Annotated in this window: 20 protein-coding genes and 1 pseudogene; 17 read left to right on the top strand and 4 right to left on the bottom strand. The window is 62.4% G+C overall.

Going from position 1 to position 23,012, the window contains the following annotated elements:
* Window positions 1-29 precede the first annotated feature (29 nt).
* Together ACZ889_RS18320 and ACZ889_RS18315 are read left to right on the top strand one after the other, a co-directional pair.
* On the top strand, window positions 30-473 hold the full coding sequence (locus tag ACZ889_RS18320) for a carboxypeptidase regulatory-like domain-containing protein (RefSeq protein WP_180690035.1): 444 nt from the start codon (window positions 30-32) through the stop codon (window positions 471-473).
* 253 nt (window positions 474-726) lie between these two features.
* On the top strand, window positions 727-1,248 hold the full coding sequence (locus tag ACZ889_RS18315) for an acyloxyacyl hydrolase (protein ID WP_180690036.1): 522 nt from the start codon (window positions 727-729) through the stop codon (window positions 1,246-1,248).
* Between the two features lie 31 nt (window positions 1,249-1,279).
* Here ACZ889_RS18315 and ACZ889_RS18310 read toward each other — a convergent pair whose 3' ends face one another.
* Both ACZ889_RS18310 and ACZ889_RS18305 read right to left on the bottom strand, forming a co-directional pair.
* On the bottom strand, window positions 1,280-3,409 hold the full coding sequence (locus tag ACZ889_RS18310) for a TonB-dependent siderophore receptor (RefSeq protein ID WP_180690037.1): 2,130 nt from the start codon (window positions 3,407-3,409) through the stop codon (window positions 1,280-1,282).
* A 256-nt stretch (window positions 3,410-3,665) separates the two neighbouring features.
* On the bottom strand, window positions 3,666-4,556 hold the full coding sequence (locus ACZ889_RS18305) for a universal stress protein (RefSeq protein WP_104961736.1): 891 nt from the start codon (window positions 4,554-4,556) through the stop codon (window positions 3,666-3,668).
* Between the two features lie 125 nt (window positions 4,557-4,681).
* Here ACZ889_RS18305 and hisN point away from each other — a divergent pair, with 125 nt between their 5' ends.
* The 15 genes from hisN to ACZ889_RS18230 all read left to right on the top strand — a co-directional run bounded on the left by hisN (window position 4,682) and on the right by ACZ889_RS18230 (window position 20,706).
* Window positions 4,682-5,473, top strand: coding sequence for a histidinol-phosphatase (hisN, locus tag ACZ889_RS18300; RefSeq protein WP_180690038.1), 792 nt, complete (start codon window positions 4,682-4,684; stop codon window positions 5,471-5,473).
* A 186-nt stretch (window positions 5,474-5,659) separates the two neighbouring features.
* Complete coding sequence (locus ACZ889_RS18295) at window positions 5,660-6,391, top strand: hypothetical protein (RefSeq protein WP_020192421.1); 732 nt, start codon at window positions 5,660-5,662, stop codon at window positions 6,389-6,391.
* A gap of 300 nt (window positions 6,392-6,691) precedes the next feature.
* Window positions 6,692-7,648, top strand: coding sequence for a benABC operon transcriptional activator BenR (benR, locus tag ACZ889_RS18290; protein WP_088513207.1), 957 nt, complete (start codon window positions 6,692-6,694; stop codon window positions 7,646-7,648).
* Between the two features lie 93 nt (window positions 7,649-7,741).
* Complete coding sequence (locus tag ACZ889_RS18285) at window positions 7,742-8,554, top strand: RHS repeat-associated core domain-containing protein (protein WP_180690039.1); 813 nt, start codon at window positions 7,742-7,744, stop codon at window positions 8,552-8,554.
* Window positions 8,555-8,679: 125 nt separating this feature from the next.
* Window positions 8,680-10,038, top strand: coding sequence for a benzoate 1,2-dioxygenase large subunit (gene benA / locus ACZ889_RS18280; protein ID WP_060537378.1), 1,359 nt, complete (start codon window positions 8,680-8,682; stop codon window positions 10,036-10,038).
* On the top strand, window positions 10,035-10,520 hold the full coding sequence (benB, locus tag ACZ889_RS18275) for a benzoate 1,2-dioxygenase small subunit (protein ID WP_004576276.1): 486 nt from the start codon (window positions 10,035-10,037) through the stop codon (window positions 10,518-10,520). Before benA ends, benB begins: the two co-directional genes overlap by 4 nt.
* 72 nt (window positions 10,521-10,592) lie before the next feature.
* Complete coding sequence (benC, locus tag ACZ889_RS18270; RefSeq protein WP_014756669.1) at window positions 10,593-11,603, top strand: benzoate 1,2-dioxygenase electron transfer component BenC; 1,011 nt, start codon at window positions 10,593-10,595, stop codon at window positions 11,601-11,603.
* Between the two features lie 145 nt (window positions 11,604-11,748).
* A complete protein-coding gene (locus tag ACZ889_RS18265; protein WP_180690040.1) occupies window positions 11,749-12,510 on the top strand; it encodes a 1,6-dihydroxycyclohexa-2,4-diene-1-carboxylate dehydrogenase in 762 nt (253 codons plus the stop codon).
* A gap of 57 nt (window positions 12,511-12,567) precedes the next feature.
* Window positions 12,568-13,896: an MFS transporter gene (locus ACZ889_RS18260; RefSeq protein ID WP_004374334.1), complete on the top strand. Its 1,329-nt coding sequence runs from the start codon at window positions 12,568-12,570 to the stop codon at window positions 13,894-13,896.
* 29 nt (window positions 13,897-13,925) lie between these two features.
* Window positions 13,926-14,840 (top strand): catechol 1,2-dioxygenase, encoded by a 915-nt coding sequence (catA, locus tag ACZ889_RS18255; RefSeq protein ID WP_476257658.1) that lies wholly within the window; start codon window positions 13,926-13,928, stop codon window positions 14,838-14,840.
* 146 nt (window positions 14,841-14,986) lie between these two features.
* On the top strand, window positions 14,987-16,186 hold the full coding sequence (locus tag ACZ889_RS18250; protein WP_476257657.1) for a benzoate/H(+) symporter BenE family transporter: 1,200 nt from the start codon (window positions 14,987-14,989) through the stop codon (window positions 16,184-16,186).
* Window positions 16,187-16,240: 54 nt separating this feature from the next.
* A complete protein-coding gene (locus ACZ889_RS18245; RefSeq protein WP_180690042.1) occupies window positions 16,241-17,491 on the top strand; it encodes an OprD family porin in 1,251 nt (416 codons plus the stop codon).
* A 74-nt stretch (window positions 17,492-17,565) separates the two neighbouring features.
* Window positions 17,566-18,645, top strand: a complete 1,080-nt coding sequence (locus ACZ889_RS18240; protein WP_180690043.1) for a metal-dependent hydrolase — start codon at window positions 17,566-17,568, stop codon at window positions 18,643-18,645.
* A gap of 68 nt (window positions 18,646-18,713) precedes the next feature.
* On the top strand, window positions 18,714-19,625 hold the full coding sequence (locus tag ACZ889_RS18235) for a LysR family transcriptional regulator (protein ID WP_004374343.1): 912 nt from the start codon (window positions 18,714-18,716) through the stop codon (window positions 19,623-19,625).
* A gap of 100 nt (window positions 19,626-19,725) precedes the next feature.
* Window positions 19,726-20,706, top strand: a complete 981-nt coding sequence (locus tag ACZ889_RS18230; protein ID WP_019751643.1) for an LLM class flavin-dependent oxidoreductase — start codon at window positions 19,726-19,728, stop codon at window positions 20,704-20,706.
* Between the two features lie 42 nt (window positions 20,707-20,748).
* On the opposite strand, the gene nemA is transcribed toward ACZ889_RS18230, so the two are convergent.
* Together nemA and ACZ889_RS18220 are read right to left on the bottom strand one after the other, a co-directional pair.
* A complete protein-coding gene (gene nemA / locus ACZ889_RS18225; protein WP_047602856.1) occupies window positions 20,749-21,846 on the bottom strand; it encodes an alkene reductase in 1,098 nt (365 codons plus the stop codon).
* Between the two features lie 77 nt (window positions 21,847-21,923).
* Window positions 21,924-22,953, bottom strand: a pseudogene (locus tag ACZ889_RS18220) (aldo/keto reductase).
* Window positions 22,954-23,012: the final 59 nt, after the last annotated feature.

Genomic DNA, 23,012 nt, shown 5'->3' with positions numbered 1-23,012 from the left:
TAAGCCATCCTCGAAAGGAGGGTCGTACCATGCGTAACCATCACTATGCGCTCGGCGCTGCCTTGCTGATCACCCTGGCCCTGCCATGGACCCTGGCCGCCGCTGCCGACCTCAATGCCCCCATCGACATGCAGGCCGTGCAGTTGCAACCGCAGGAGCAGAATGGCGTGCGCTACCTGCAGGGCGGTATCGGTCAGGACGAGGCCAATGCCCTGCGCAAGACCACGGGTTATGACCTGCACGTAGAGCTTTCGACCGGCCCGGAAGGCAAGTTCCAGAGCGGGGCCACCGTCGATATCCAGAATGCCCAGGGCCAGCCCGTACTCCGTGTCAGCGATGCCGGGCCGCTGCTGTATGTGCAGCTGCCTCCCGGCAAATACAAGGTCATTGGCAATGCCCAAGGCCAGGCGGTGCAGCAGTGGGTGGCAGTGACGGGCAAGGCCCCCACGACCGTTAACCTTAACTGGCGTTGATGAAGGGACAGGCAGGAGTACGCCTGTACTCCTGCCTGGGGTCAGGTCACGCCTCGCGAATGCCTGTGCCCGGCAGGCACATCTTTACCAAGTGATTTAGCCGATAGTGGCAATACACTTCCAACTTTCTGATTATCTGGACAATAATCAGAAAAGTATTACTTCGTATGACCGGTCTGGATGCACCGGTCAGCGCAAAACATCGAGGGGCCCAAGCCCCCGCTTGCCGTGTAGACCATCAGGAGAGTCGTTGATGAAAACCCGTCTAGCCGCTTCGCTGGCCGTTGCAGTGCTGGCCTTTGCCGGGGCCGATCTGGTCCAGGCTGCGCAGATATCAGGCGCCGTGGGCGCCACTGGCCAAGGTGACATGACGTACCGTATCGGCATGTCGTTCGACTGGGACAAGAAATGGCTGGAAAGCAGCACCGGCCATGTAAGCGGTTACTGGGATGCGGCCTACACCTATTGGGAAGGTGGCGATGCCAGTGGTGCGCATTCGCTGTCGTTCAGCCCGGTGTTCACGTATGAGTTCAGCGGCTTTACCTACACGCCTTACATCGAGGCAGGTATTGGCCTGGCAGCGTTTTCAAAGACCGACGTGGGCGACCAGCGACTGGGGTCGGCGGTCAACTTTGAAGACCGTATCGGCTTTGGCCTGAAGTTGCCGGGAGAACAGAAGGTAGGCATGCGTGCCATGCACTACTCCAACGCCGGTATAAAGCAGCCAAACGACGGCATAGAGTCGTACTCGCTGTTCTACAGCACAGCGTTCTGACATGACGGGGCCACTGCGCGGCCCCGGCAATTCAGAAGGTATACGAAACGCCGGCCTGCACCGTGCGTGGTGCGCCGGGGTATACGTAGCTGTTGAACGCCCCCTCGTCATACCCCTTGTTGAACACGTTTTTCACGTCCAGATTCAACCGCACGTGTTCGTTGACCTTGTAGAAGCTCAACAGGTCGACCACGCTGTAGCGTTCCATCGTGTAGGTGGCTGCCGATGTCTGCCCTGCACGGTCGTCTACATACTTCACGCCTACGCCCAGGCCAAGGCCTTTGGCCAGGCCATCCTGGAACTCGTAGGTGTTCAGTAGGCTGAATGTGTTGCGCGGGATATTGGCCAGGTGCGTTCCCTTGGGCAGGGTGGTGTCCTTGGTGACTTCGGCGTCGACGTAGGCATAGCCACCGATCACGCGCCATTCGGGGGTGAGGTTGCCGGCGACATTGATGTCCAGGCCACGGCTGCGCACTTCGCCGGCGGCAATGCTGTAGGTATTGGTCAAGTCGTTCGGGTCGCGAGTCAGGACGTTTTCCTTGGTGATCTGATAGATCGCCGCGTCGACGCTCAGCTGCCGGTCCAACGCCTCCCATTTCACACCAAGCTCGTACGACTTGCCCTTTTCCGGGTCGAAGCCACCGCCGCTGGCAGGCGTGCCTGTGTTGGGCTTGAACGAGCGCGCAGTATTGGCATAGACCGCCACGGTGTCAGTCAGGTCGTAGATCAGGCCAAAGCGTGGCGTGACTCCGTTCTCGCCCTTGCTGAAGTCCCGATTGGCAGGTCGCTTATCGTCGTAATCGTGCTCGAAGCGCTCGAAGCGTACACCAGCCAACGCCTTCAGACGCTCGGTCAGCGCCACCTGATCCTGGATGAAGAAGGCCCAGGTCTGCAGGTTCTCACTGTCCCAGGTCGTTGGGACCGCAGCCAGCGCCGGTCTCGGTTGGCCGAGTACCGGGTCGTAGATGTCGATCGGGTAGGACGCGCTGGAACGTCGGATGATGGAGCTGTAGTGATAGTTCTCGTACTCGATGCCTGTCAGCAGGGTGTGGCTGAGCGTACCGGTATCGAAATGCCCGGTCAGGTTCAATTGCCAGTCACGGTCGGTCCATTCCAGCTTGCGGTAGTTGAAGTTCCGCTGCAGGGTGCGGCCGTCTGCCAGTAAATTGCTCCCCTCGACTGCATTACCCTTGAGCGAGCCATCGAGGTACTGGAATCCACCGCCCAGCGTCCAGTTGTCGTTGAGCAGGTGCTCGAAGCGCACCTGCGCCATGTTGTTGTCGTTGTGCAGCAGGTTGTCGCTGCCTTTCTCCCAGATGTAGGTATCGCGCGAGGCGCTGCTGGTCTGGGTGGGGTAGCGGGTCAGGCCGCGATCGAGGGGGTGGTTGTTGCGCATGAAGTCGCCTTCGAAGGTGATCTTCGTGGCGTCATTGACCTGCCAGCTGATGACCGGGGCAACATCGTAGCGTTCGCTTTCGACATCGTCGCGGAAGCTGTCGCCGCCTTCACCCAGTACGTTCAGGCGGTAGGCCAGCGAGCCGTCCTGGCTCAGCGGCCCGGTGGCATCAAGGGTGGCACGGTGCATGCCCTGGTCGTCGAACTGGCTGCCAAGGGTGACCTTGGACTCGGGCAACGGCTGCTTGCTGACCACGTTGAACGTACCGCCGGGGTCGCCACGGCCGTACAGGCTGCTGGCCGGGCCACGGATGACCTCCAGGCGCTCGACGGTGTTGGCATCCGGAGCATTGGGGTAGCCGCGGTTGATCGGAAAGCCGTTGCGATAGAACTCCCCGGTCGTGAAGCCACGCACGGTGAAGGTTGTGAGGCCCTGGCCGCCGAAGTTGTTGGCGCGGCCGACACCACCGGCGTAGTCCAGGCCGTCCTGCAGGCGCGTGGCGCCCGTGTCTACCAGCACATCCTTGGGCACCACGCTGACCGATTGCGGGGTTTCGTGCAGCGCCGTGTCGGTGCGGGTGGCACTGGCCGAGCGGGTGGCCTTGTAGCCATCGACCGGGCCGTCGGCGCGTTCACCGTCGGCAGTACTGGTGATGCTCAGGGCCTGGAGTTCGATCTGGTTAGGGTCGCTGAGCGGTTCAGGCTCGGCAAAGGCCAGCGGGGAGACAGCATGAAGCACACAAAGCGAAACGAACGTGCGGCGCATCGACAGTACGGTCCTTGAATAGGGCGCTGAGGGGCTGGGTCGGGAAACGCCGCGAACATACTACGAATCATTATCAAATGCATTAATTTTGAGTGGCACTGGTGTACCAGATACCAGCGAAGATATAGCGTCAGTGACAACAGTGCCTGCAGGGCACTGCGAAGGGGCCGACAGGTTAGAAGCTGCTCTGTGGGTGCAAGTGCCTCTTCGCAGTACAAGGTTATTCCTGCCTGGCCCCTGGGCAGGCTGCTGAAGCTCAGCGAACAGCCTTGATCGCCAGCACATTGCACAGCGGGTGTTCCAGCACATGCGCCGTTGTCCCGCCCAGGAATGTCTGCATGGTGTCATGCCGGTGGCTGCCCATGACGATCACGTCCACCCTGTTGTGGCCGACGAACTGGGCAATGGCCCTGATCGCGGCCCCTTCGAGGAAGTGCCGGCGCTCCAGCGGGATCTGGTGATGGTCGCCCAGGCGGTTGAACGCCGCCCGCTGCGCGGTTCGCACACTGCTGTCGAAGCCGGGCATGGTGACCGTACCGGCGCCGAAGTCGGCGATGTGGGTCTTGGCCGCGTCGCACACATGCAGCAGGTGCAGTTCGGCGTTGCACTGCAGGGCCAGGTCGTGGGCGCAGTGGATGACCTGCTCGTCCAGGTGCTCGCCAGCGCCGTGGCTGTTCAGGTCCACCGCGGCAGCGATCTGCCGTGGCAGGGGCAGGCGAATGTCGCTGACCAGGTGCACGGCGACCGGGCTGTCCTTGAGCAACTGCCAGTCCAGCGGCGTGACCAGCAGGCGTTTGAGTACGGGCTCGTGCTGTACGTCCTTGACCAGCAGATCGCAGCCCAGCCGTTCGACCCGTTCCAGTACGCTGCCCAGCGGGTCGCGGGTCAACAACAGCTCGGTGGACACGTCCACGCCGGCATCGCTCAGCTGTTCGGCCTCATCCGCCAGCCATTGGCGGTTGTCGCTGAGCAGCCGCTCACGCTCACGACCATCGCTCATCAAGCCAAAGGTGTCGACGTCGTCGACGAACACATTGATATCCAGCAGGGCACCGCTGGACTCTGCCAACGCCGCCGCGCGTTGCAGCGCAGGCGTATGACGCATTTGCGGGCCGAGCATGACGAACAGACGTTTGAACTGGCTCATCGCACACCTCCACGTGTGGCAGCCCCCCGGTGACCTGATCATGTTCAGTCTAGACTGCCGCAGCGTACACCGGGGCGATGTGTCGGGTATGATGCGTGCCCCATCATTGTCACGAGGCCTGTCCCATGTCCCTGAGTGCTGAACAGATCGTTGAGTATCGCGCCTTTGCCGAGCAATTGGCCGATGCTGCCGCTGCAGCGATCGCGCCGTACTTCCGCGCCAGCCTGGATGTCGAGGACAAGGGCGGGCGTCTGTACGACCCGGTGACTGTGGCCGACAAGGCCGCTGAAGACGCCATGCGTGAGTTGATCCAGGCACGTTACCCCGAGCACGGCATTCTTGGCGAAGAGGCCGGCGTTGCAGTGGGCAGCAGCCCGTTGACCTGGGTGCTGGACCCGATCGACGGCACCCGGGCGTTCATTACCGGCTTGCCACTGTGGGGCACCTTGATTGCCCTGAATGACGGCACCCGCCCCGTGCTGGGCGTGATGAACCAGCCGTTCACCGGCGAACGTTTCGTGGGTACCCCGGCAGGCGCCTGGCGCAGTGGCACGCCCCTGAAGACGCGTGCCTGCGCCGACCTGTCTTCCGCCACGCTGATGTGCACCACGCCGGACATGTTCGACACCGCCGAGCGCAAGGCGGCATTCGAAGCGGTCGCCGGCAAGGCGCGGTTGATGCGGTACGGCGGTGACTGCTATGCCTACTGCATGCTGGCCTCGGGTTTTGTCGACGTGATTGTCGAAGCGAGCCTTCAGCCGTATGACGTACAGGCGCTGATGCCGATCATCGAAGGGGCGGGTGGCGTGATCACGGCGTGGGATGGCAGTTCGGCGCAGGATGGCGGGTGCGTGGTGGCCTGTGGTGATCCTGCGCTGCATGCGCAGGTGGTGGAGATGTTGCGCCACGCCATGTGATCCGGGTTCATCGCTCCTGGCCTCTTCGCGGGCGAGTCCCTTCTTGTGGGAGCGGGTTCACCCGCGAAGAGGCCGCCACAGGTTTCCATTCTCTCCAGCCACCGCACTTTTTCCCATTTTCGGGCTCTATGCTTGGCCAGGCCGCGCTGACTCCCGGCGCAGCCGCCGAATATCGACCCGGTGCCGATGGTTGCAAGCTACGCGAATTTCCTCCCCCGCCTGCTACTGACAGGTGCCCTGGCATGCCTGTGCGCCTGTACGCAGCAGCAGGGCCGTGACATGGTCAACCAGCTCGGCAACGGCAAACCCAGCGAGCTGTTCCAGACCAGCGTCGACCGCCTGGCCACGCTGTCGATGCGCGACAACCTGCAAAGCCTGTACCTGCTGATGAACAAGCTGTACCTGCGCAACCCCAGCCAGTGGAAGATGTCTGGCTACCTTGACGCCGCCACCGCCGAGCGACAGATCCGCATCGCCATCGAACAGCGCCGGCCGCTGGCGCAACTGGGCAACCGCCGTGACCTGGCGGCATTGAGCTACGCCCTGAGCCCGGAGTTTCGCGGGGACCGGGTCGGCGCCTTCATCTACGCCATCGGCAGCATGCTGATCACCGCGCATGGTGGGCGTACCGAGTTCTACATGACCGATACCATCGATCCCCTGTTCGTCAACAACGCCGCGCGCAATATCGAGAAGGCAACATGGATGCTCAGCCAGCGACAAGATGCCAATGGGGTGTTGCTGCTGTTCTCGAACGAAATCTCGGAGGAGGGCAGCAACCTGAGTTTTGCCGTTGAGTTTGGCAAGATCGTCGCGCGGCTGGACTTGCTGGCCGAGTTGCTGGATGAGCGTTATCGGCGCATAGGCTTGAACTACGCGCAGAGCCTGTTGCTGATGAACTTCCTGCCGGTGCAGTGAATGACGGTCGTTGCAGGAGCGTTTGGTCCGCCACCCTGTGCAGGCCACGCGAGTACCGGAAGATAGCGTTCGATAAACGAACACGCATGACGCCTGACCTGTCCGCTATCCGCCCAGCCAATCCCATCGTTGCATTGCCCAACCCCCGCCTTTTTGCTGTAGTGTCCCCTATCCGCCGGCTGTCGCCTGCCCCTGCGACGCGCTGCCAGCCCGATAGAATGACCGTGATGACCGCAACCACAGCCCACAAGGCAGTAGGGCGCGGCGACCAGAACAATAACGATACCGAGTGCCTTGCCTATGGAAAGCCGCCTGCTGAGCGAGCGCAGTAGCGTGTTTCACCACGCCGACCCTTACGCTGTGTCCGATTATGTGAACCAGCATGTGGGCCAGCATTGCATCGGTCTGTCCCGTACCACCCACCCCCAGGCCAGCCTCAGCCATCGCAAGTTCGCCGAGCTCGACCTGTGCCGTATCAGCTATGGCGGCAGTGTTCGCGTGACGTCGCCCGCGCTGGAAACCATCTACCACCTGCAAGTCTTGCTCAATGGCAACTGCCTGTGGCGCGGGCACAAGCGCGAGCAGCACCTGGTGCCGGGCGAATTGCTGCTGATCAACCCGGACGACCCGGTTGACCTGACTTACTCGGAAGACTGCGAGAAGTTCATCCTCAAGGTGCCGACCCGGCTGCTGGACTCGATCTGCGATGAACAGCGCTGGCAGCGGCCTGATGGGGGCGTGCGGTTCTTGCGCAATCATTACCGGCTGGAGGAGCTGGATGGCTTCGTCAACCTGCTGGCCATGGTTTGCCACGAGGCGGAAGTGAGCGATTCGCTGCCAAGAGTGCAGGGCCATTACAGCCAGATTGTCGCCAGCAAGCTGCTGACCCTGATGAGCACCAATATCCGCCGCGAGAGCCTGAGTGCCCCGCAGGCCGGGCTAGAGCGCATTCTTGATTACATCGAACGCAACCTGAAACTGGAATTGTCGGCTGAAGTGCTGGCAGAGCAGGCTTGCATGAGTTTGCGCTCGCTGTATGCGTTGTTCGACCAGCACCTGGGCATCACGCCCAAGCATTACGTGCGCCAGCGGAAACTGGAACGGGTGCATGCCTGCCTGAGCGACCCGACGTGTGGCGTGCGCAGTGTGACGGAATTGGCACTGGATTATGGATTCTTGCATTTGGGGCGTTTTTCCGAAGTCTATCGACAGCAGTTTGGTGAGCTCCCCTCGCAGACCTTCAAGCGACGCTCATAACTGAGCCCATGGGTCGTACCTACTATTTCTGCCAGTTGCGGGCGCACTGGCCCCGACCTACCCTTGATCTTCGTGGATACACGGGAGGTACTTATGCCTGTATTGCGGCAGTTATTTTTCTACTCGGCCGATGGTCTTTCGACAATCGAATGTTCTGATAAACCGTCATTGAGGTTTTTGCGCGCCAACGGACAGGTGCTCGCCCAGAGTGGTAATGAACAGGCCGGGCTTTACGCAACGGACTTACAAAAGTCGGTGCTGGTGTGTGTGGGTGATAAAGTATCTCGGATGAACTATACCGCTTACGGCCATGACATTGACAGCGCCGTTGCGCCATTTTTGCACTTCAAGGGGCAGCGCAAAGACACTGGACCTGGGTGTTATTTTTTGGGGGATGGATACCGGGGGTTTGGCCCTGTCTTGATGAGATTCAACAAGCCTGACAGTATTAGCCCATTTGGAGCGGGAGGCGTGAATGCCTATAGCTACTGTGGTGGGGATCCGATAAACAGGGATGATCCAAGTGGGCATATGTGGTTCCTTATAAACGCTCCGAGTTTGTTACGAAGATTTATACTCCGTCGGATCAGCGTTCCCACGTACCTCAGACGCAATTCATTCACACCGCCTCCCGTCGATCGCGAGAATCTTTTTGCAAAAATGCATGATCGACTTGCGCAGCACAATGCTAAAGTGCTTTTTAGAGATGGGACATCTCATATGGGGGTCGATGTGGGTGAAGCAATGTATCGATACACATTTGATCCCAATAGAACGCCAGGCCAAGTGGACTTCATGAGCGGTGTCGCCCTCTCATTGAGGAAGTACAGCGTGCCGGACTTGACGGAAGCGAACAAAATTAGACTCATAGGAATAATCGATGAAGCGGTATTCAGTAAACAATAGCAAATAGCGCCCCAACGGCTGCCTGCTACGGTAAATGGATAGCACTCTGCACAATCCGGATAGCCCCCCGCCAGCCGTCTCCCTAACCTGACCAGGTCTAAACAATAACAAGGGAGACCCTGGCCATGTCCCTGGGATTCGACTACCTCAATGCCATGCTCGAGGACGACCGTGAAAAGGGCATCTACCGCTGCAAGCGGGAGATGTTCACCGACCCACGGTTGTTCGACCTGGAGATGAAACACATCTTCGAGGGCAACTGGATCTACCTGGCCCACGAAAGCCAGATCCCCGAGAAGAATGACTTCCTCACCCTGACCATGGGGCGCCAGCCGATTTTCATCGCGCGCAACAAGGACGGTGAGCTCAATGCCTTCCTCAACGCCTGCAGCCACCGCGGTGCCATGCTGTGCCGGCACAAGCGCGGCAACCGTTCCAGCTATACCTGCCCGTTCCACGGCTGGACGTTCAACAACAGCGGCAAACTGCTGAAGGTGAAAGACCCCAGCAACGCCGGCTACCCCGACAGCTTCAACTGCGACGGCTCCCACGACCTGACCAAGGTGGCACGCTTCGAGTCGTACCGGGGCTTTTTGTTCGGCAGCCTGAACGCCGATGTGAAACCGTTGGTCGAGCACCTGGGCGAGTCGGCGAAGATCATCGACATGATCGTCGATCAGTCGCCTGAAGGCCTGGAAGTGCTGCGCGGTGCCAGCTCGTACATCTACGAAGGCAACTGGAAGCTCACCGCCGAAAACGGCGCTGACGGCTACCACGTAAGCTCTGTGCACTGGAACTACGCCGCCACCCAGAACCAGCGCAAGCAGCGCGAGGCGGGTGACGAGATCAAGACCATGAGTGCTGGCGCCTGGGCCAAGCAGGGCGGCGGTTTCTATTCCTTCGACCACGGCCACCTGCTGCTGTGGACCCGTTGGGCCAACCCGGAAGACCGCCCGGCCTATGAACGCCGCGACCAACTGGCCGCCGATTTCGGCCAGGCGCGCGCCGACTGGATGATCGAAAACTCGCGCAACCTGTGCCTGTACCCCAACGTGTACCTGATGGACCAGTTCAGCTCGCAGATCCGCGTTGCCCGGCCGATTTCGGTGAACAAGACCGAAATCACCATCTACTGCATCGCGCCGAAAGGCGAGAGCGCCGATGCCCGCGCCAAGCGTATCCGCCAGTACGAAGACTTCTTCAACGTCAGCGGCATGGCCACCCCGGACGACCTGGAAGAATTCCGCTCGTGCCAGACCGGCTATGGCGGCGGCACCGGCTGGAACGACATGTCTCGCGGCGCGAAACACTGGGTCGAAGGCGCCGATGAGGCGGCCAAGGAGATTGAACTCAAACCCCTGCTGTCGGGCGTGCGCACCGAGGACGAAGGCCTGTTCGTGCTGCAGCACAAGTACTGGCAGGACACCATGATCCAGGCCCTCAAGGACGAACAGCAGCTGATCCCCGTGGAGGCCGTGCAATGAGCCTGTATGACACCGTGCGCGACTTCCTGTACCGCGAAGCGCGCTACCTGGACGATGCCCAGTGGGACCAGTGGCTGGAACTGTACGCCAGCGATGCCAGCTTCTGGATGCCGAGCTGGGACGATGACGATACCCTCACCGAAGACCCACAAAGCGAAATCTCGCTGATCTGGTACGGCAACCGTGGCGGCCTGGAAGACCGCGTGTTCCGCATCAAGACCGAGCGCTCCAGTGCGACCGTGCCCGACACCCGCACCTCGCACAACATCAGCAACATCGAGATCGTCGAGCAGGGCGAGGGCAGCTGCCAGGTGCGTTTCAACTGGCACACCCTGAGCTTCCGCTACAAGACCACCGACAGTTACTTCGGCACCAGCTTCTACACCCTCGACCTGCGCGGCGAGCAGCCGCTGATCAAGGCCAAGAAGGTGGTGCTGAAGAACGACTACGTCCGCCAGGTCATCGACATCTACCACATCTGATACAGGGTTTTTCGAGCATTGCCCGGTGCGTCTTGTGACGCGCCGTGGCCCGGCTCGCCCGCGAGGTGCAACATGAGCTACCAGATCGCACTGAATTTCGAAGACGGGGTTACCCGTTTCATTGAGGCCACCGGTCAGGAAACCGTGGCCGACGCCGCTTACCGCCAAGGCATAAACATTCCGCTGGACTGCCGTGACGGCGCTTGCGGGACCTGCAAGTGCAAGGCTGAGTCCGGTCGTTATGACCTTGGCGACAACTTCATCGAAGACGCCTTGAGCGAAGACGAAATCGCCGAAGGCTACGTGCTGACGTGCCAGATGCGCGCCGAAAGCGACTGCGTCATCCGCATCCCGGCTTCGTCGCAACTGTGCAAGACCGAGCAGGCCAGTTTCGAGGCCGCCATCAGCGATGTTCGCCAGCTGTCGGTCAGCACCATTGCCCTGTCGATCAAGGGTGAGGCCCTGAGCCGTCTGGCCTTCCTGCCGGGGCAGTATGTCAACCTCAAGGTGCCGGGCAGCGAGCAGAGCCGGGCCTACTCGTTCAGCTCGCTGCAGAAGGACGGCGAAGTCAGCTTCCTGATCCGCAACGTACCGGGTGGGCTGATGAGCAGCTTCCTGACCAACCTTGCCAAAGCCGGCGACAGCCTGAGCCTGGCCGGACCGTTGGGCAGCTTCTACCTGCGGCCAATCCAGCGCCCGCTGTTGCTGTTGGCCGGTGGTACCGGGCTGGCACCGTTCACCGCAATGCTGGAAAAGATCGCCGAGCAGGGCAGTGAGCACCCGCTGCACCTGATCTACGGCGTGACCAACGACTTCGACCTGGTCGAGCTCGACCGCCTGCAAGCGCTGGCGGCACGCATCCCCAACTTCACCTACAGCGCCTGCGTCGCCAACCCGGACAGCCAGTACCCGCAGAAGGGCTATGTCACCCAGCACATCGAGCCACGCCACCTCAATGACGGCGATGTGGATGTGTACCTGTGCGGCCCGCCACCCATGGTGGAAGCGGTCAGCCAGTACGTGCGCGAGCAGGGCATTACCCCAGCCAACTTCTACTACGAGAAGTTTGCGGCTGCGGCCTGATTCCTTTCATTTCGAACATGACACCGCCCCTGTAGGAGCGGGTTCACCCGCGAAGAGGCCTGCAGGTACAGCAGCGTTGTCTTGTCGGACGCATTCGCGGGTAAACCCGCGCCTACAGGGCGCGCGGGAAGGCGGAGATTTGCATATGAACAACAGATTCCAAGGCAAGGTCGCCCTGGTCACCGGTGCCGCCCAAGGCATCGGCCGGGGCGTGTGCTGGCGGCTCAAGGCCGAAGGCGCACACGTGGTCGCGGTAGACCGTTCCGAGCTGGTCCACGAACTGGCTGGCGAGGGCATGCTCACCCTCACCGCCGACCTGGAACAACACGCCGATTGCGCCCGGGTCATGGCCAGCGCGGTGGAAACCCATGGCCGCCTGGACATCCTGGTCAACAACGTGGGCGGCACCATCTGGGCCAAGCCCTTCGAACACTACGAAGTCGAGCAGATCGAGGCCGAGGTGCGCCGCTCGCTGTTCCCCACCCTGTGGTGCTGCCACGCCGCGCTGCCGTACATGCTCGAACGTGGCAGTGGCGCCATCGTCAATGTCTCGTCCATCGCTACCCGCGGCGTCAACCGTGTGCCTTACGGCGCAGCCAAGGGTGGCGTCAACGCGCTCACTGCCTGCCTGGCCTTCGAAACCGCCGGCCGGGGCATCCGCGTCAACGCCACTGCGCCCGGCGGCACCGAAGCACCGCCCCGGCGGGTACCGCGCAACAGTGCAGAGCAAACCGAGCAGGAAAAGCGCTGGTACCAGCAGATCGTCGACCAGACCCTCGACAGCAGCCTGATGCACCGCTACGGCAGCATCGACGAGCAGGTGGGGGCCATTCTGTTCCTCGCGTCCGACGAAGCCTCGTACATCACCGGTGTGACCCTGCCGGTAGGGGGCGGCGACCTCGGCTGAACTGCAACCTCAAGGCAAAAGCTTTCTTCCACAACAAAAACAAGAGCGACAGATGCCATGCGAACCCTTGATGTACACCCAATCATCGACAATGCGCGCTTTACCCCGTTTCACTGGATGGTCATGGCCTGGTGCGGCCTGCTGCTGATTTTCGACGGCTATGACCTGTTCATCTACGGTGTGGTACTGCCGGTCATCATGAAAGAGTGGGGCCTGACCCCGTTGCAGGCTGGTGCACTGGGCAGCTATGCGCTGTTCGGCATGATGTTCGGCGCCCTGGCCTTCGGCAGCCTGGCCGACCGCATCGGGCGCAAGAAGGGCATTGCCATCTGTTTCGCCTTGTTCTCGGGGGCGACCATCCTCAACGGCTTTGCCAGCAGCCCGAGCGAGTTTGGCATCTACCGCTTCATCGCCGGCCTGGGCTGTGGTGGCCTGATGCCCAACGCCGTGGCACTGATGAACGAATACGCGCCCAAGCGCCTGCGCAGCACGCTGGTGGCGATCATGTTCAGTGGCTATTCGCTGGGCGGCATGCTGTCGGCAGGTGTCGGCATTTTCATGCTGCCGCGTTTTGGCTGGGAGTCGATGTTCTTCGCCGCAGCGGTGCCTCTGCTGCTGTTACCGGTGATTCTTTACTACCTGCCTGAATCCATCGGTTTCCTGGTGCGCCAAGGCCGTATCGAGGAAGCACGCTCACTGCTCAAACGGCTGGACCCGGACTGCGATGTCCAGGCCGATGATGTGCTTCAGGCGGCCGACCGCAAAGGCAGCGGCGCTTCGGTGCTGGAACTGTTCCGCAATGGCCTGGCGATTCGCACCCTGGCGCTGTGGGTTGCGTTCTTCTGCTGCCTGCTGATGGTCTACGCCCTGAGTTCCTGGCTGCCAAAGCTGATGGCCAACGCCGGCTACAGCCTGGGCTCAAGCCTGTCATTCCTGCTGGCCCTGAACTTTGGCGGCATGGCTGGGGCAATCCTCGGCGGCTGGCTGGGCGACCGCTACAACCTGGTCAAGGTGAAGGTGGCGTTCTTCATTGCCGCCGCACTGTCGATCAGCCTGCTGGGGGTAAACAGCCCGATGCCGGTGCTGTACCTGCTGATCTTCATTGCCGGCGCCACCACCATTGGTACGCAGATTCTGCTGTATGCCGGCGCGGCGCAGATGTACGGCCTGTCGGTGCGCTCTACCGGCCTGGGCTGGGCCTCGGGCATCGGCCGTAATGGCGCCATCGTCGGCCCGCTGCTGGGTGGTGCGCTGATGGGCATCAACCTGCCACTTCAACTCAATTTCATCGCCTTCGCCATTCCTGGCGCCATCGCCGCGCTGGCCATGGCCGTGCACCTGGCCAGTGGTCGGCGCCACGCCCAGGCCCTGGCGGCGCAGGCCTGAACCGAACAGAACAAGACGAGGTAACCCCCATGACCGTGAACATTTCCCATACTGCCGAGGTACAGCAGTTCTTCGAGCAGGCCGCAGGCTTTGGTAATGCGGCCGGCAACCCACGCCTCAAACGCATCGTGCAGCGCCTGCTGCAGGATACCGCGCGCCTGATCGAAGACCTGGACATCAGCGAAGACGAGTTCTGGCACGCCGTCGACTACCTCAACCGCCTGGGCGGTCGTGGCGAGGCCGGGTTGCTGGTGGCGGGGCTGGGCATCGAACACTTCCTCGACCTTCTGCAGGATGCCAAGGACCAGGAGGCAGGGCGCGTTGGCGGCACCCCACGCACCATCGAAGGCCCGTTGTATGTGGCTGGCGCACCGATTGCCCAAGGTGAAGTGCGCATGGACGACGGCAGCGAGGAGGGCGTGGCCACGGTGATGTTCCTGGAAGGCCAGGTGCTGGACCCGCACGGACACCCGCTGCCGGGTGCCACGGTCGACCTGTGGCATGCCAATACCCGTGGTACCTATTCGTTCTTCGACCGAAGCCAGTCGGCGTACAACCTGCGTCGGCGCATCGTCACCGATGCCCAAGGGCGCTACCGCGCGCGCTCCATCGTGCCATCGGGCTATGGCTGCGACCCGCAGGGGCCAACCCAGGAGTGCCTGGACCTGCTGGGCCGTCATGGCCAGCGCCCGGCGCATGTGCACTTCTTTATCTCGGCGCCCGGGTACCGGCACCTGACCACGCAGATAAACCTGTCGGGGGACAAGTACCTGTGGGATGACTTTGCCTATGCCACACGGGACGGGCTGGTCGGGGAGGTGGTGTTCGTCGAAGGGCCGGAGGGTCGGCATGCCGAGCTGAAGTTCGACTTCCAGTTGCAGCAGGCCCAGGGCGGTGCCGATGAGCAGCGCAGCGGGCGGCCGCGGGCTTTGCAGGAGGCCTGATCCACCGAGTGGGCTGTTTCGCGGGCATGCCCGCTCCTACAGGTGAAGCCTGTGTAGTCGTTGTGGGAGCGGGCAAGCCCGCGAAGCAGCCAACACCCAAACAAGAGCCCGCCACAAAGGCCGGCCGCTGGCTTGCGAGAAGCTTCATGAAAACGCTGATCAAGGACTGCTCTGTGTCGGCCATCGTCGCCGGCAGCATTGCCACGACGATCTCCTACGCCGGCCCGTTGGTGATCATTTTCCACGCCGCCGAAGCGGCCGGCCTGTCGCACCAGCAGTTGTCATCCTGGGTCTGGGCCGTGTCCATGGGCAGTGCGGTGCTCGGTGCGCTGCTCAGCCTGCTCTACCGCGTGCCGGTAGTGATCGCCTGGTCGATCCCGGGGTCGGCGCTGTTGGTCACCGCCTTGCCGCAACTGGGCCTGGCGCAGGCCGTGGGCGCCTACCTGGTGGCCAACCTGGTCCTGCTGCTGATCGGCATCAGCGGGGCCTTCGACCGCATCATCGCGCGCCTGCCGGGTTCTATCGCTGCCGGTATGCAGGCCGGGATCCTGTTCAGTTTTGGCATCGAGGTGTTCCGCGCCTTGCCGGTGCAACCGCTGCTGGTACTGGCGATGTTCGTCACCTACGTGCTGATGCGTCGGGTGCAGCCGCGCTATGCCGTGGCTGCGGTGCTGGGCGTGGGCATGCTGGTGACCGTGGCCAGCGGTACGTTGCGCAGCGAGGCACTGGTGCTGGAACTGGCCTCACCCCAGTGGATCACCCCCCAGTTCAGCCTGGCGGCGGTATTCAGCCTGGCGCTGCCGATGGTGCTGGTGGCGCTGACCGGGCAATTCATGCCGGGTATGGCGGTACTGCGCAACGCTGGCTATGCCACGCCGGCCAGCCCGCTGATCAGCGCCAGTGCCCTGATCGGAGCGCTACTGGCGCCGTTCGGTTGCCACGGGCTGAACCTGGCGGCGGTTACCGCCAGCCTGTGCACCGGCCATGAAGCCCATGAAAACCCGCAACGGCGCTATGTGGCCGCGGTGGCTGGCAGTGCGTTGTACCTGCTACTGGGCATTGCCGGGGCCACCTTGATGTCACTGTTCGCCGCCTTTCCCGCCGTCCTGATCGCGGCCCTGGCCGGTTTGGCCCTGTATGGCGCCATCAGCGAAGCCTTGGTCCGCAGCCTGGCAGAACCGGCCGAGCGCGACGCCGGGCTATTCACCTTCCTGGTCACCGCTTCGGGGGTGGCTTTCCTGGGCCTGTCGGCGGCGTTCTGGGGGCTGCTGTTCGGCCTGCTGGCGCACGCGCTGCTGAGGCTGCGCCAACCACGTGCCCGGGAGGTGCTGCGCCGTACTCCATGAACTGCCGTGTTTCCAACGCTTTACCCATAAAAACAAGATCAAGAGAGCTTCGGAATGAACCACACCCCTTGCGTTGCCCTGGGCCTGACATTGCTCAGCCAGCCACTGCTGGCTGCCGAAGGCGGCTTCTTCGAGGACTCGAAGGCCACCCTGAGTGCCCGTAACTACTACTTCAGCCGCGATTTTTCCGACATTGTCGGGGCCAACAAACAGTCCAAGGCCGAGGAGTGGGCCCAGGGTTTCATCCTCGACTTCAAAAGTGGCTACACCCCGGGCCAGGTCGGTTTTGGCGTGGACGCCCTGGGCTTGCTGGGCATCAAGCTGGACAGCAGTCCAGACCGCACCAACACCGGCCTGTTGCCGGTGCATGGCGACGGCCGCGCTGCCGACGAGTACAGCCGCCTGGCGCCGACCTTCAAGGCCCGGATATCAAAAACCGAACTGCGTGCAGGTGAACTGCAACCGAACCTGCCGGTGCTGACCTTCAGTGATATTCGCCTGTTGCCACCCACCTATCAGGGCGTGAGTTTGAGCTCGTCGGAAATCGACGGGCTGACTATGCAGGCCGGGCACTTGAAAAGCACCCACCTGCGCAACGAAGGTGGCGACGGCAAGATGAACGCGATGCTTGGCCATGTGCCGATGCGACAGGCCGAAAGCGACGCGTTCAACTATGTGGGTGGGGATTATGCGTTCAATGCCAATCAGAGCAGCGTCAGCCTTTGGTACGGTCAGCTGGAGGACATCTACCAACAAGGCTTCGTTGGCCTGAAGCACAGCAAACCCGTCGGGGACTGGGTACTCAGCGCCAACCTGGGTTATTTCACCGCGCGTGAGCAAGGCGATGCGCTGCTGGGCAACATCGACAACCAGGCGTTCTTCTCGCTGTTCACTGCCCGGCATGGCGGGCACAGCTTCCACGCCGGCTACCAGGGCATTTATGGCGATAGCCCGTTCCCACGGGTATTCGCCAACATCTCGCCGCTGGGCAACGAGGTGCCGACCTATGAGTTTGCCTACACCGACGAACGCTCGTATCAGGTGCGTTACGACTACAACTTCGCCGCCATGGGCGTGCCGGGCCTGACAGCGACCGTGCGCTACATAACCGGAAACAATGTCGATACCGGGCTGGGTTACGAGGGGCGTGATCGCGAGCGTGATCTGGATATCGGCTATGCGGTGCAGAGCGGGGCACTGAAAGGGTTGGGGATTCGGGTGAGGAACGCCATGGCGCGCTCCAACTACCGCAGTGATATCGACGAGAACCGCCTGACGCTGGTGTACACCTGGCAGTTGTTCTGAGCCTTCCAGGAGAATTGCGCATCAGGGGTGTATGAGGGTAGCGTGCGGAAACGACTCTTTCAGGAATCCCCACCTTGGACTCCATCACCCAAGCCGTACTCGGCGCGGCGCTGCAAGGGACCGTGCTCGGGCGCATCCAGGGCCGACGCTCGCTGCTGTATGGTGCAGCACTGGGCACGCTGCCGGACCTGGATGTGATCATTCGCTATGCCGACCCGGTGTCGCAGATGACTTATCATCGCGGCTTCTCCCACTCGTTGTTCGTGCTCACCGGCCTGGCCTTGCTGTTGGCCTGGCTGGTCAACAAGCGCTGGCCCGGCAAGGGGTATACCTTGCCCAGGCTTTTTTTGGCGTTCTGGCTGGTATTGGTAACCCATCCGGTGCTCGACGCCTTCACGGTTTACGGCACGCAGTTGTTCTGGCCTTTGCACACCACCCCGGAAAGCTGGGCGGCGGTGTTCATTATCGACCCGGTCTACACCGTGCCGCTGCTGGCTGCGGTGGTCTTCACCCTCTTGAAGGGCGTGACCCGCAGGGCTACCCGCCTGCTGACCATGGCCCTGGTGTTCAGTACCTGCTACCTGGGTTTCGGCCTGGCGGGGCGCATGGCTGCCGAGCAGCGCTTCCAGTCGGCACTGGACCAGCAAGGTATCGTCGTGAGCGAGGTGCGTGCCGTGCCGATGGCATTCAACAGCCTGGTCTGGCGGGTGTTGGCCAAGGCCCCGGATGGCGATTACTACGAAGGCATCAGCAGCGTGCTCGACCAGCAACCACCCGAAATGCAACGTTTGTCGCGCAACCTGGAACTGGCGCAAGCACTGAACAATGACCCTTTGCACCAGCGCTTGCGCTGGTTCACCGATGACTGGCTGCGTTATGACCAGATTGGCGACGCACTGGTGGTCACCGACCTGCGCATGGGTATCCCGGGGAATTACACCTTCCGTTTCAATATGGCTCAGCGCGATCATCAAGGGCAGTGGATGGTCGGTGTACCTTCGCCGTGGCGAGGCAGCGGGCCTGGCTCGCTGTTCAACGCTCAAGAGCTGATGCTTATCTGGCGACGCATTGTCGACCAGCAGCCGCCACTGCCGCTGGCTAACTGGACCGATCGCTACCTCGGGCAAACGGAAGCTGCAAGGCAGCCCCACTAGATCAGGAACCTTGCATTGCCTGAAATCGCACCCATCTATGGCGGTTCGATCAGCGTCAGGAAAACACCATGGAACCCAACCGCTTCGGCGACATCGCCGCTTTCGTCAGCGCCGCGAAGGCCGGCAGCTTCACCGCTGCGGCTGCCAGCCTGGGCCTGACGCGTTCAGCGGTGGGCAAGAGCATCGCCCGCCTGGAAGCCCGCATGGCGGTGCGCCTGCTCAACCGCACTACGCGCAAGCTGAGCCTGACCGATGAAGGCCTGGTGGCGTTCGAGCGCTGGCGGCAGATTCTGGATGACCTGGACGAGGTCGAAAGCACCATGGCCCTGCGCCGCGGCAAGCCCACTGGCACCCTGCGCCTGACCGCGCCGTTGTCGCTCGGGCAGCGCCATGTATTGCCTATCCTCGACCAGTACCTCAAGCAATGGCCCGAACTGCGGGCGGATATCCGCTTCACCGACCGTTTCGTTGATCTGGTCGAAGAGGGCGTGGACGTCGCCGTGCGTATCGGTGCACCCAAGGAAGATTCGCAATTGCTGACGCGCACCGTCGCCTGGCAGCAGTTCGTGACCTGTGCTTCGCCTGCGTATCTGGAGAAGCGCGGTGTACCGCAGATGCCCGGCGACCTCTATGGCCATGACAAGATCGCCTTCCTGGCGGGCGAGAAGGCCATGCCCTGGCGCTTTCACACAGAAGCGGGGCTGCACCTGTGCGAGGATCCCGGGCGGCTGAACATCGACAGTTCCGAGGCCATGCTTGACGGCGCCCGGGCCGGTTTCGGCCTGATTCACCTGCCTACCTATATCACCGGTGACGACCTGCGCGCTGGCAATCTGGTGGAAGTACTGCACGCCTACCGTCCCCCGGCAGACCCCATTCGCATCGTCTACCCAAGCAAGCGCCACCTGTCCCCTCGGGTACGCGGCTTCATCGACTTGTTGGTGGCCAGCTGGGAGCCGGGCGTGCCTTGGGAATACTGATTGGGGAATGCCAGGCCCCTATGCCGGGCCTGAAACCGGGTTTATCGCTGGCGGCGCAGCATGGAAACTGGCAGCCACTGATAATCCCTCTGGAGACCCCATGACTGCACTGTCCGTACTGGATCTGGTCATGATCGGCGAAGGCAAGACCTTCGCCGACGCGATCGAAGAATCCCGCCAGCTGGCGCGGCATGTCGAGCAACAGCACTACAGCCGCTACTGGATCGCCGAGCACCATGACATGCCGGGCATTGGCTCGGCTGCCACGTCGCTGGTGATCAACGAAATCGCCAACGCCACCCGACACATTCGTGTGGGGGCTGGCGGCATCATGTTGCCCAACCATGCGCCGTTGGTGGTGGCCGAACAGTTTGGCACCCTCGATACATTGCACCCGGGCCGTATCGACCTGGGCCTGGGCCGTGCGCCAGGCACGTCCGGGCCGACCGTGCGTGCATTGCGCGGCGCCGCGCCAGAGCGTGATTTCAGCCAGGACATCGCCGAGCTGCGTGATTACCTGGCGGACAACGGCAAACGCCGGGTGCGCGGCGTACCGGGTGCGCACGATGTGCCGGTGTGGATCCTCGGTTCCAGCCTGTTCGGTGCTGACCTGGCGGCGAAGCTGGGCCTGCCTTATGCCTTCGCCTCGCACTTTGCCCCGCGTTACCTGCTGCAGGCCATTGCCCATTACCGCGCCAACTTCCAGCCGTCCGCGCAACTGGCCAAACCCTATGTGATGGTTGGCATGAACCTGTTCGCCGCTGCCAGCGATGCTGAGGCGCACTACCTGGCCAGCTCCCACCGCAAGTGGATGCTGGACCTGCATGTCGGGCGCTTTGGCTTGCTGCCCAAGCCGCAAGAGGGTTACATCGAACGCTTGCCGGACCACGAGCGCGCCGTGCTCGAGCAGGTGATGGCCTGCACCGTAGCAGGAGGGCCTGAACGGGTGAGGGAAGGGCTGCGCTCGCTGATCGAGCAGACCGGGGCGGACGAGCTGATGATCGACTGCCGCATCCATGACCCGCTGGCGCGGCAGCGGTCACATGCCTATGCCGCGCAGGCGCTGGCTGAACTGGGCTGACACGACAAAAACCGGGCGCCCGCAAGAGCGCCCGTTTTTGCATCAAGCCTGCTTCAGGAACGGATAATCCGTATACCCTTCAGGCCCATTGGCGTAATCGAACTTCGCCCGGTGCTCATTCAGCGGCGCTTGCAGCCGCAGACGCTCCACCAGGTCGGGGTTGGCAATGTAGGCGCGCCCGAACGCCACGGCATCGATCAAACCCCGCCCGATGAGGTCTTCGCCTTTCTCGGCGGTGTAGGCACCGGCCGCGATGATCACCCCGGGGTAGGCGGCGCGAATGGCCTGGCGGAACTCGTCACGCAGTGGCTTGCCACCGGCCCAGTCCGGCTCGGACAGGTGCAGGTAGGCGAGGTTGCGCTTGGCCAGTTCGCGGATCAGGTACAGGCCGGCGGCCTCCTGGTCTTCGCCATTGTCCACACCATTGAAACCACCCAACGGGAACACGCGAATACCGACCCGGTCGGCGCTCCAGTTGGCAATGGCCGCATCCACCGCCTCCAGCACAATGCGCGCACGGTTTTCAACGCTGCCGCCGTAGCGGTCTTCGCGCTGGTTGGCACTGGGGGTGAGGAACTGGTGCAGCAGGTAACCGTGGGCGGCGTGCAACTCGATGAAGTCGAAGCCGGCTTCACAGGCATTGATCGCGGCCTGGCCAAAGTCAGCGACGATGTCAGCGATCTCCGCTTCGCTGAGCGCCCGGGGTGCGGAGGTTTCCACGCGCGTCAGGTTGCCTTGCGCGTCACGCAGGGTGGTGCGTGCATCCGCCGGCAGTGCCGAAGGGGCCACGGGCGCCTCGCCGCCAGGTTGCAGCGAGGTATGCGACACCCGCCCGGTGTGCCACACCTGCACGGCGCTGTGGCCGCCATCGGCATGGATGCCTTGGTTGATGTGCTTCCAGGCAGCGATCTGTTCGGCGCTGTGAATGCCGGGCGAGCCAGAATAGCCCTTGGCCTGGAAGGAGATTTGCGTGGCTTCAGTGATGATCAGGCCAGCACTGGCGCGCTGACGGTAGTACTCGGCCATCAGCGCGGTGGGTACATCACCCGGCTCCAGGCTGCGCAGGCGGGTGAGGGGGGCCATGAATACGCGGTTGGGTAGGGTCAGTGGGCCGATTTGCAGCGGTTGCAAGAGTTTCATTGCAGCTCCAGAGGTGGAAAACCAATGGTGCGCACGATACCGAGGTGATTGGGGAAAGGGGGGACCGGGAGCCCGGCTCAGGGCTCCCCAATGCGTCTGCTGCGTGCCAGCCGCCCACTCACATAATGCGCCACGTCATTGAAGCCCGGCGTGGACGCATGCCCTGGTGTCACCAACGAATCGATGAATGCCTCATCCTCCGCGGTAATCTTCACCGCCAATGCGCCGCCATAGGTATCCCACTGCTCCTCGGTCCGCGGCCCGACAATCGCGGAACTGACCCATTGGTTATTCAACACCCAGGCAATGGCGAATTCGACAATACCCACCCCCTTGGCCTCTGCATACGTCTGAATCTGCCGGGCAATGGTCAGCGACTCCTGGCGCCACTCCACTTCCATGATGCGTTTGTCCTGCCGCCCTGCGCGGCTACCGGCTTCCGGCACCGCGCCCGGCGCATACTTGCCACTGAGCACGCCCCGGGCCAGCGGGCTGAAGGGTACGACGCCCAGACCATGGGCGGCGGCGGCCGTGAGCTGTTCGGGCTCGGCCTGGCGGTTGACGATGTTGTACAGCGGCTGGCTGACTACCGGCCTGGGCACACCGAGGCGCTCGGCAACATGGCAGACCTCGGCAATGCGCCAGCCACGGAAATTGGACACCCCCCAGTAGCGTATCTTGCCCTGGCGCAACAAGTCGCCAATGGCCTGCACGGTCTCTTCCAGCGGAACCTTGTGGTCTTCGCGGTGCAGGTAGTAGATGTCCAGGTAGTCCATGCCCATGCGGGTCAGCGTGGCATCCACGGCATTGAAGATGTGCTTGCGCGACAAACCGCTGCGGTTGGGCAGGCCGTCGGCCGGGCCGAAGCCGACCTTGCTGGCGACGATCCAGTCATGGCGATGGCGCGCCACGGCTTCACCGACGATTTCTTCCGAGCGCCCGGCGTTGTAAACGTCGGCGGTGTCGATGAAGTTGATGCCTTGGTCCCAGGCCTTGTCGATGATGCGCAGGGCATCCTCGGTACGGGTCTGCTCGCCGAACATCATGCTGCCCAGGGTAAGGGCGGAAACCTGCAGGCCACTGTGGCCGGAGGGGGCGGTAGATCATGCGCGTGGGTCCTTATGCAGTCAGCTGACCTGCCTGTTTTACACACAACCTGGATGCAT

This window comes from Pseudomonas sp. TE3895, from assembly GCF_056278855.1.
This window is presented reverse-complemented; position numbering and strand designations above follow the sequence as displayed.

Bases quoted from the DNA above. Each gene is read 5' to 3' on its own strand.
- ACZ889_RS18265 (WP_180690040.1), top strand. From the start codon at position 11,749: ATGAACAACAGATTCCAAGGCAAGGTCGCCCTGGTCACCGGTGCCGCC.
- ACZ889_RS18310 (WP_180690037.1), bottom strand. From the start codon at position 3,409: ATGCGCCGCACGTTCGTTTCGCTTTGTGTGCTTCATGCTGTCTCCCCG.
- benR (WP_088513207.1), top strand. From the start codon at position 6,692: ATGGAAAGCCGCCTGCTGAGCGAGCGCAGTAGCGTGTTTCACCACGCC.
- ACZ889_RS18250 (WP_476257657.1), top strand. From the start codon at position 14,987: ATGAAAACGCTGATCAAGGACTGCTCTGTGTCGGCCATCGTCGCCGGC.
- benC (WP_014756669.1), top strand. From the start codon at position 10,593: ATGAGCTACCAGATCGCACTGAATTTCGAAGACGGGGTTACCCGTTTC.
- ACZ889_RS18285 (WP_180690039.1), top strand. From the start codon at position 7,742: ATGCCTGTATTGCGGCAGTTATTTTTCTACTCGGCCGATGGTCTTTCG.
- ACZ889_RS18305 (WP_104961736.1), bottom strand. From the start codon at position 4,556: ATGAGCCAGTTCAAACGTCTGTTCGTCATGCTCGGCCCGCAAATGCGT.
- nemA (WP_047602856.1), bottom strand. From the start codon at position 21,846: ATGAAACTCTTGCAACCGCTGCAAATCGGCCCACTGACCCTACCCAAC.
- catA (WP_476257658.1), top strand. From the start codon at position 13,926: ATGACCGTGAACATTTCCCATACTGCCGAGGTACAGCAGTTCTTCGAG.
- ACZ889_RS18295 (WP_020192421.1), top strand. From the start codon at position 5,660: ATGGTTGCAAGCTACGCGAATTTCCTCCCCCGCCTGCTACTGACAGGT.
- ACZ889_RS18260 (WP_004374334.1), top strand. From the start codon at position 12,568: ATGCGAACCCTTGATGTACACCCAATCATCGACAATGCGCGCTTTACC.
- ACZ889_RS18245 (WP_180690042.1), top strand. From the start codon at position 16,241: ATGAACCACACCCCTTGCGTTGCCCTGGGCCTGACATTGCTCAGCCAG.
- ACZ889_RS18230 (WP_019751643.1), top strand. From the start codon at position 19,726: ATGACTGCACTGTCCGTACTGGATCTGGTCATGATCGGCGAAGGCAAG.
- ACZ889_RS18315 (WP_180690036.1), top strand. From the start codon at position 727: ATGAAAACCCGTCTAGCCGCTTCGCTGGCCGTTGCAGTGCTGGCCTTT.
- hisN (WP_180690038.1), top strand. From the start codon at position 4,682: ATGTCCCTGAGTGCTGAACAGATCGTTGAGTATCGCGCCTTTGCCGAG.
- benB (WP_004576276.1), top strand. From the start codon at position 10,035: ATGAGCCTGTATGACACCGTGCGCGACTTCCTGTACCGCGAAGCGCGC.
- ACZ889_RS18235 (WP_004374343.1), top strand. From the start codon at position 18,714: ATGGAACCCAACCGCTTCGGCGACATCGCCGCTTTCGTCAGCGCCGCG.
- benA (WP_060537378.1), top strand. From the start codon at position 8,680: ATGTCCCTGGGATTCGACTACCTCAATGCCATGCTCGAGGACGACCGT.
- ACZ889_RS18320 (WP_180690035.1), top strand. From the start codon at position 30: ATGCGTAACCATCACTATGCGCTCGGCGCTGCCTTGCTGATCACCCTG.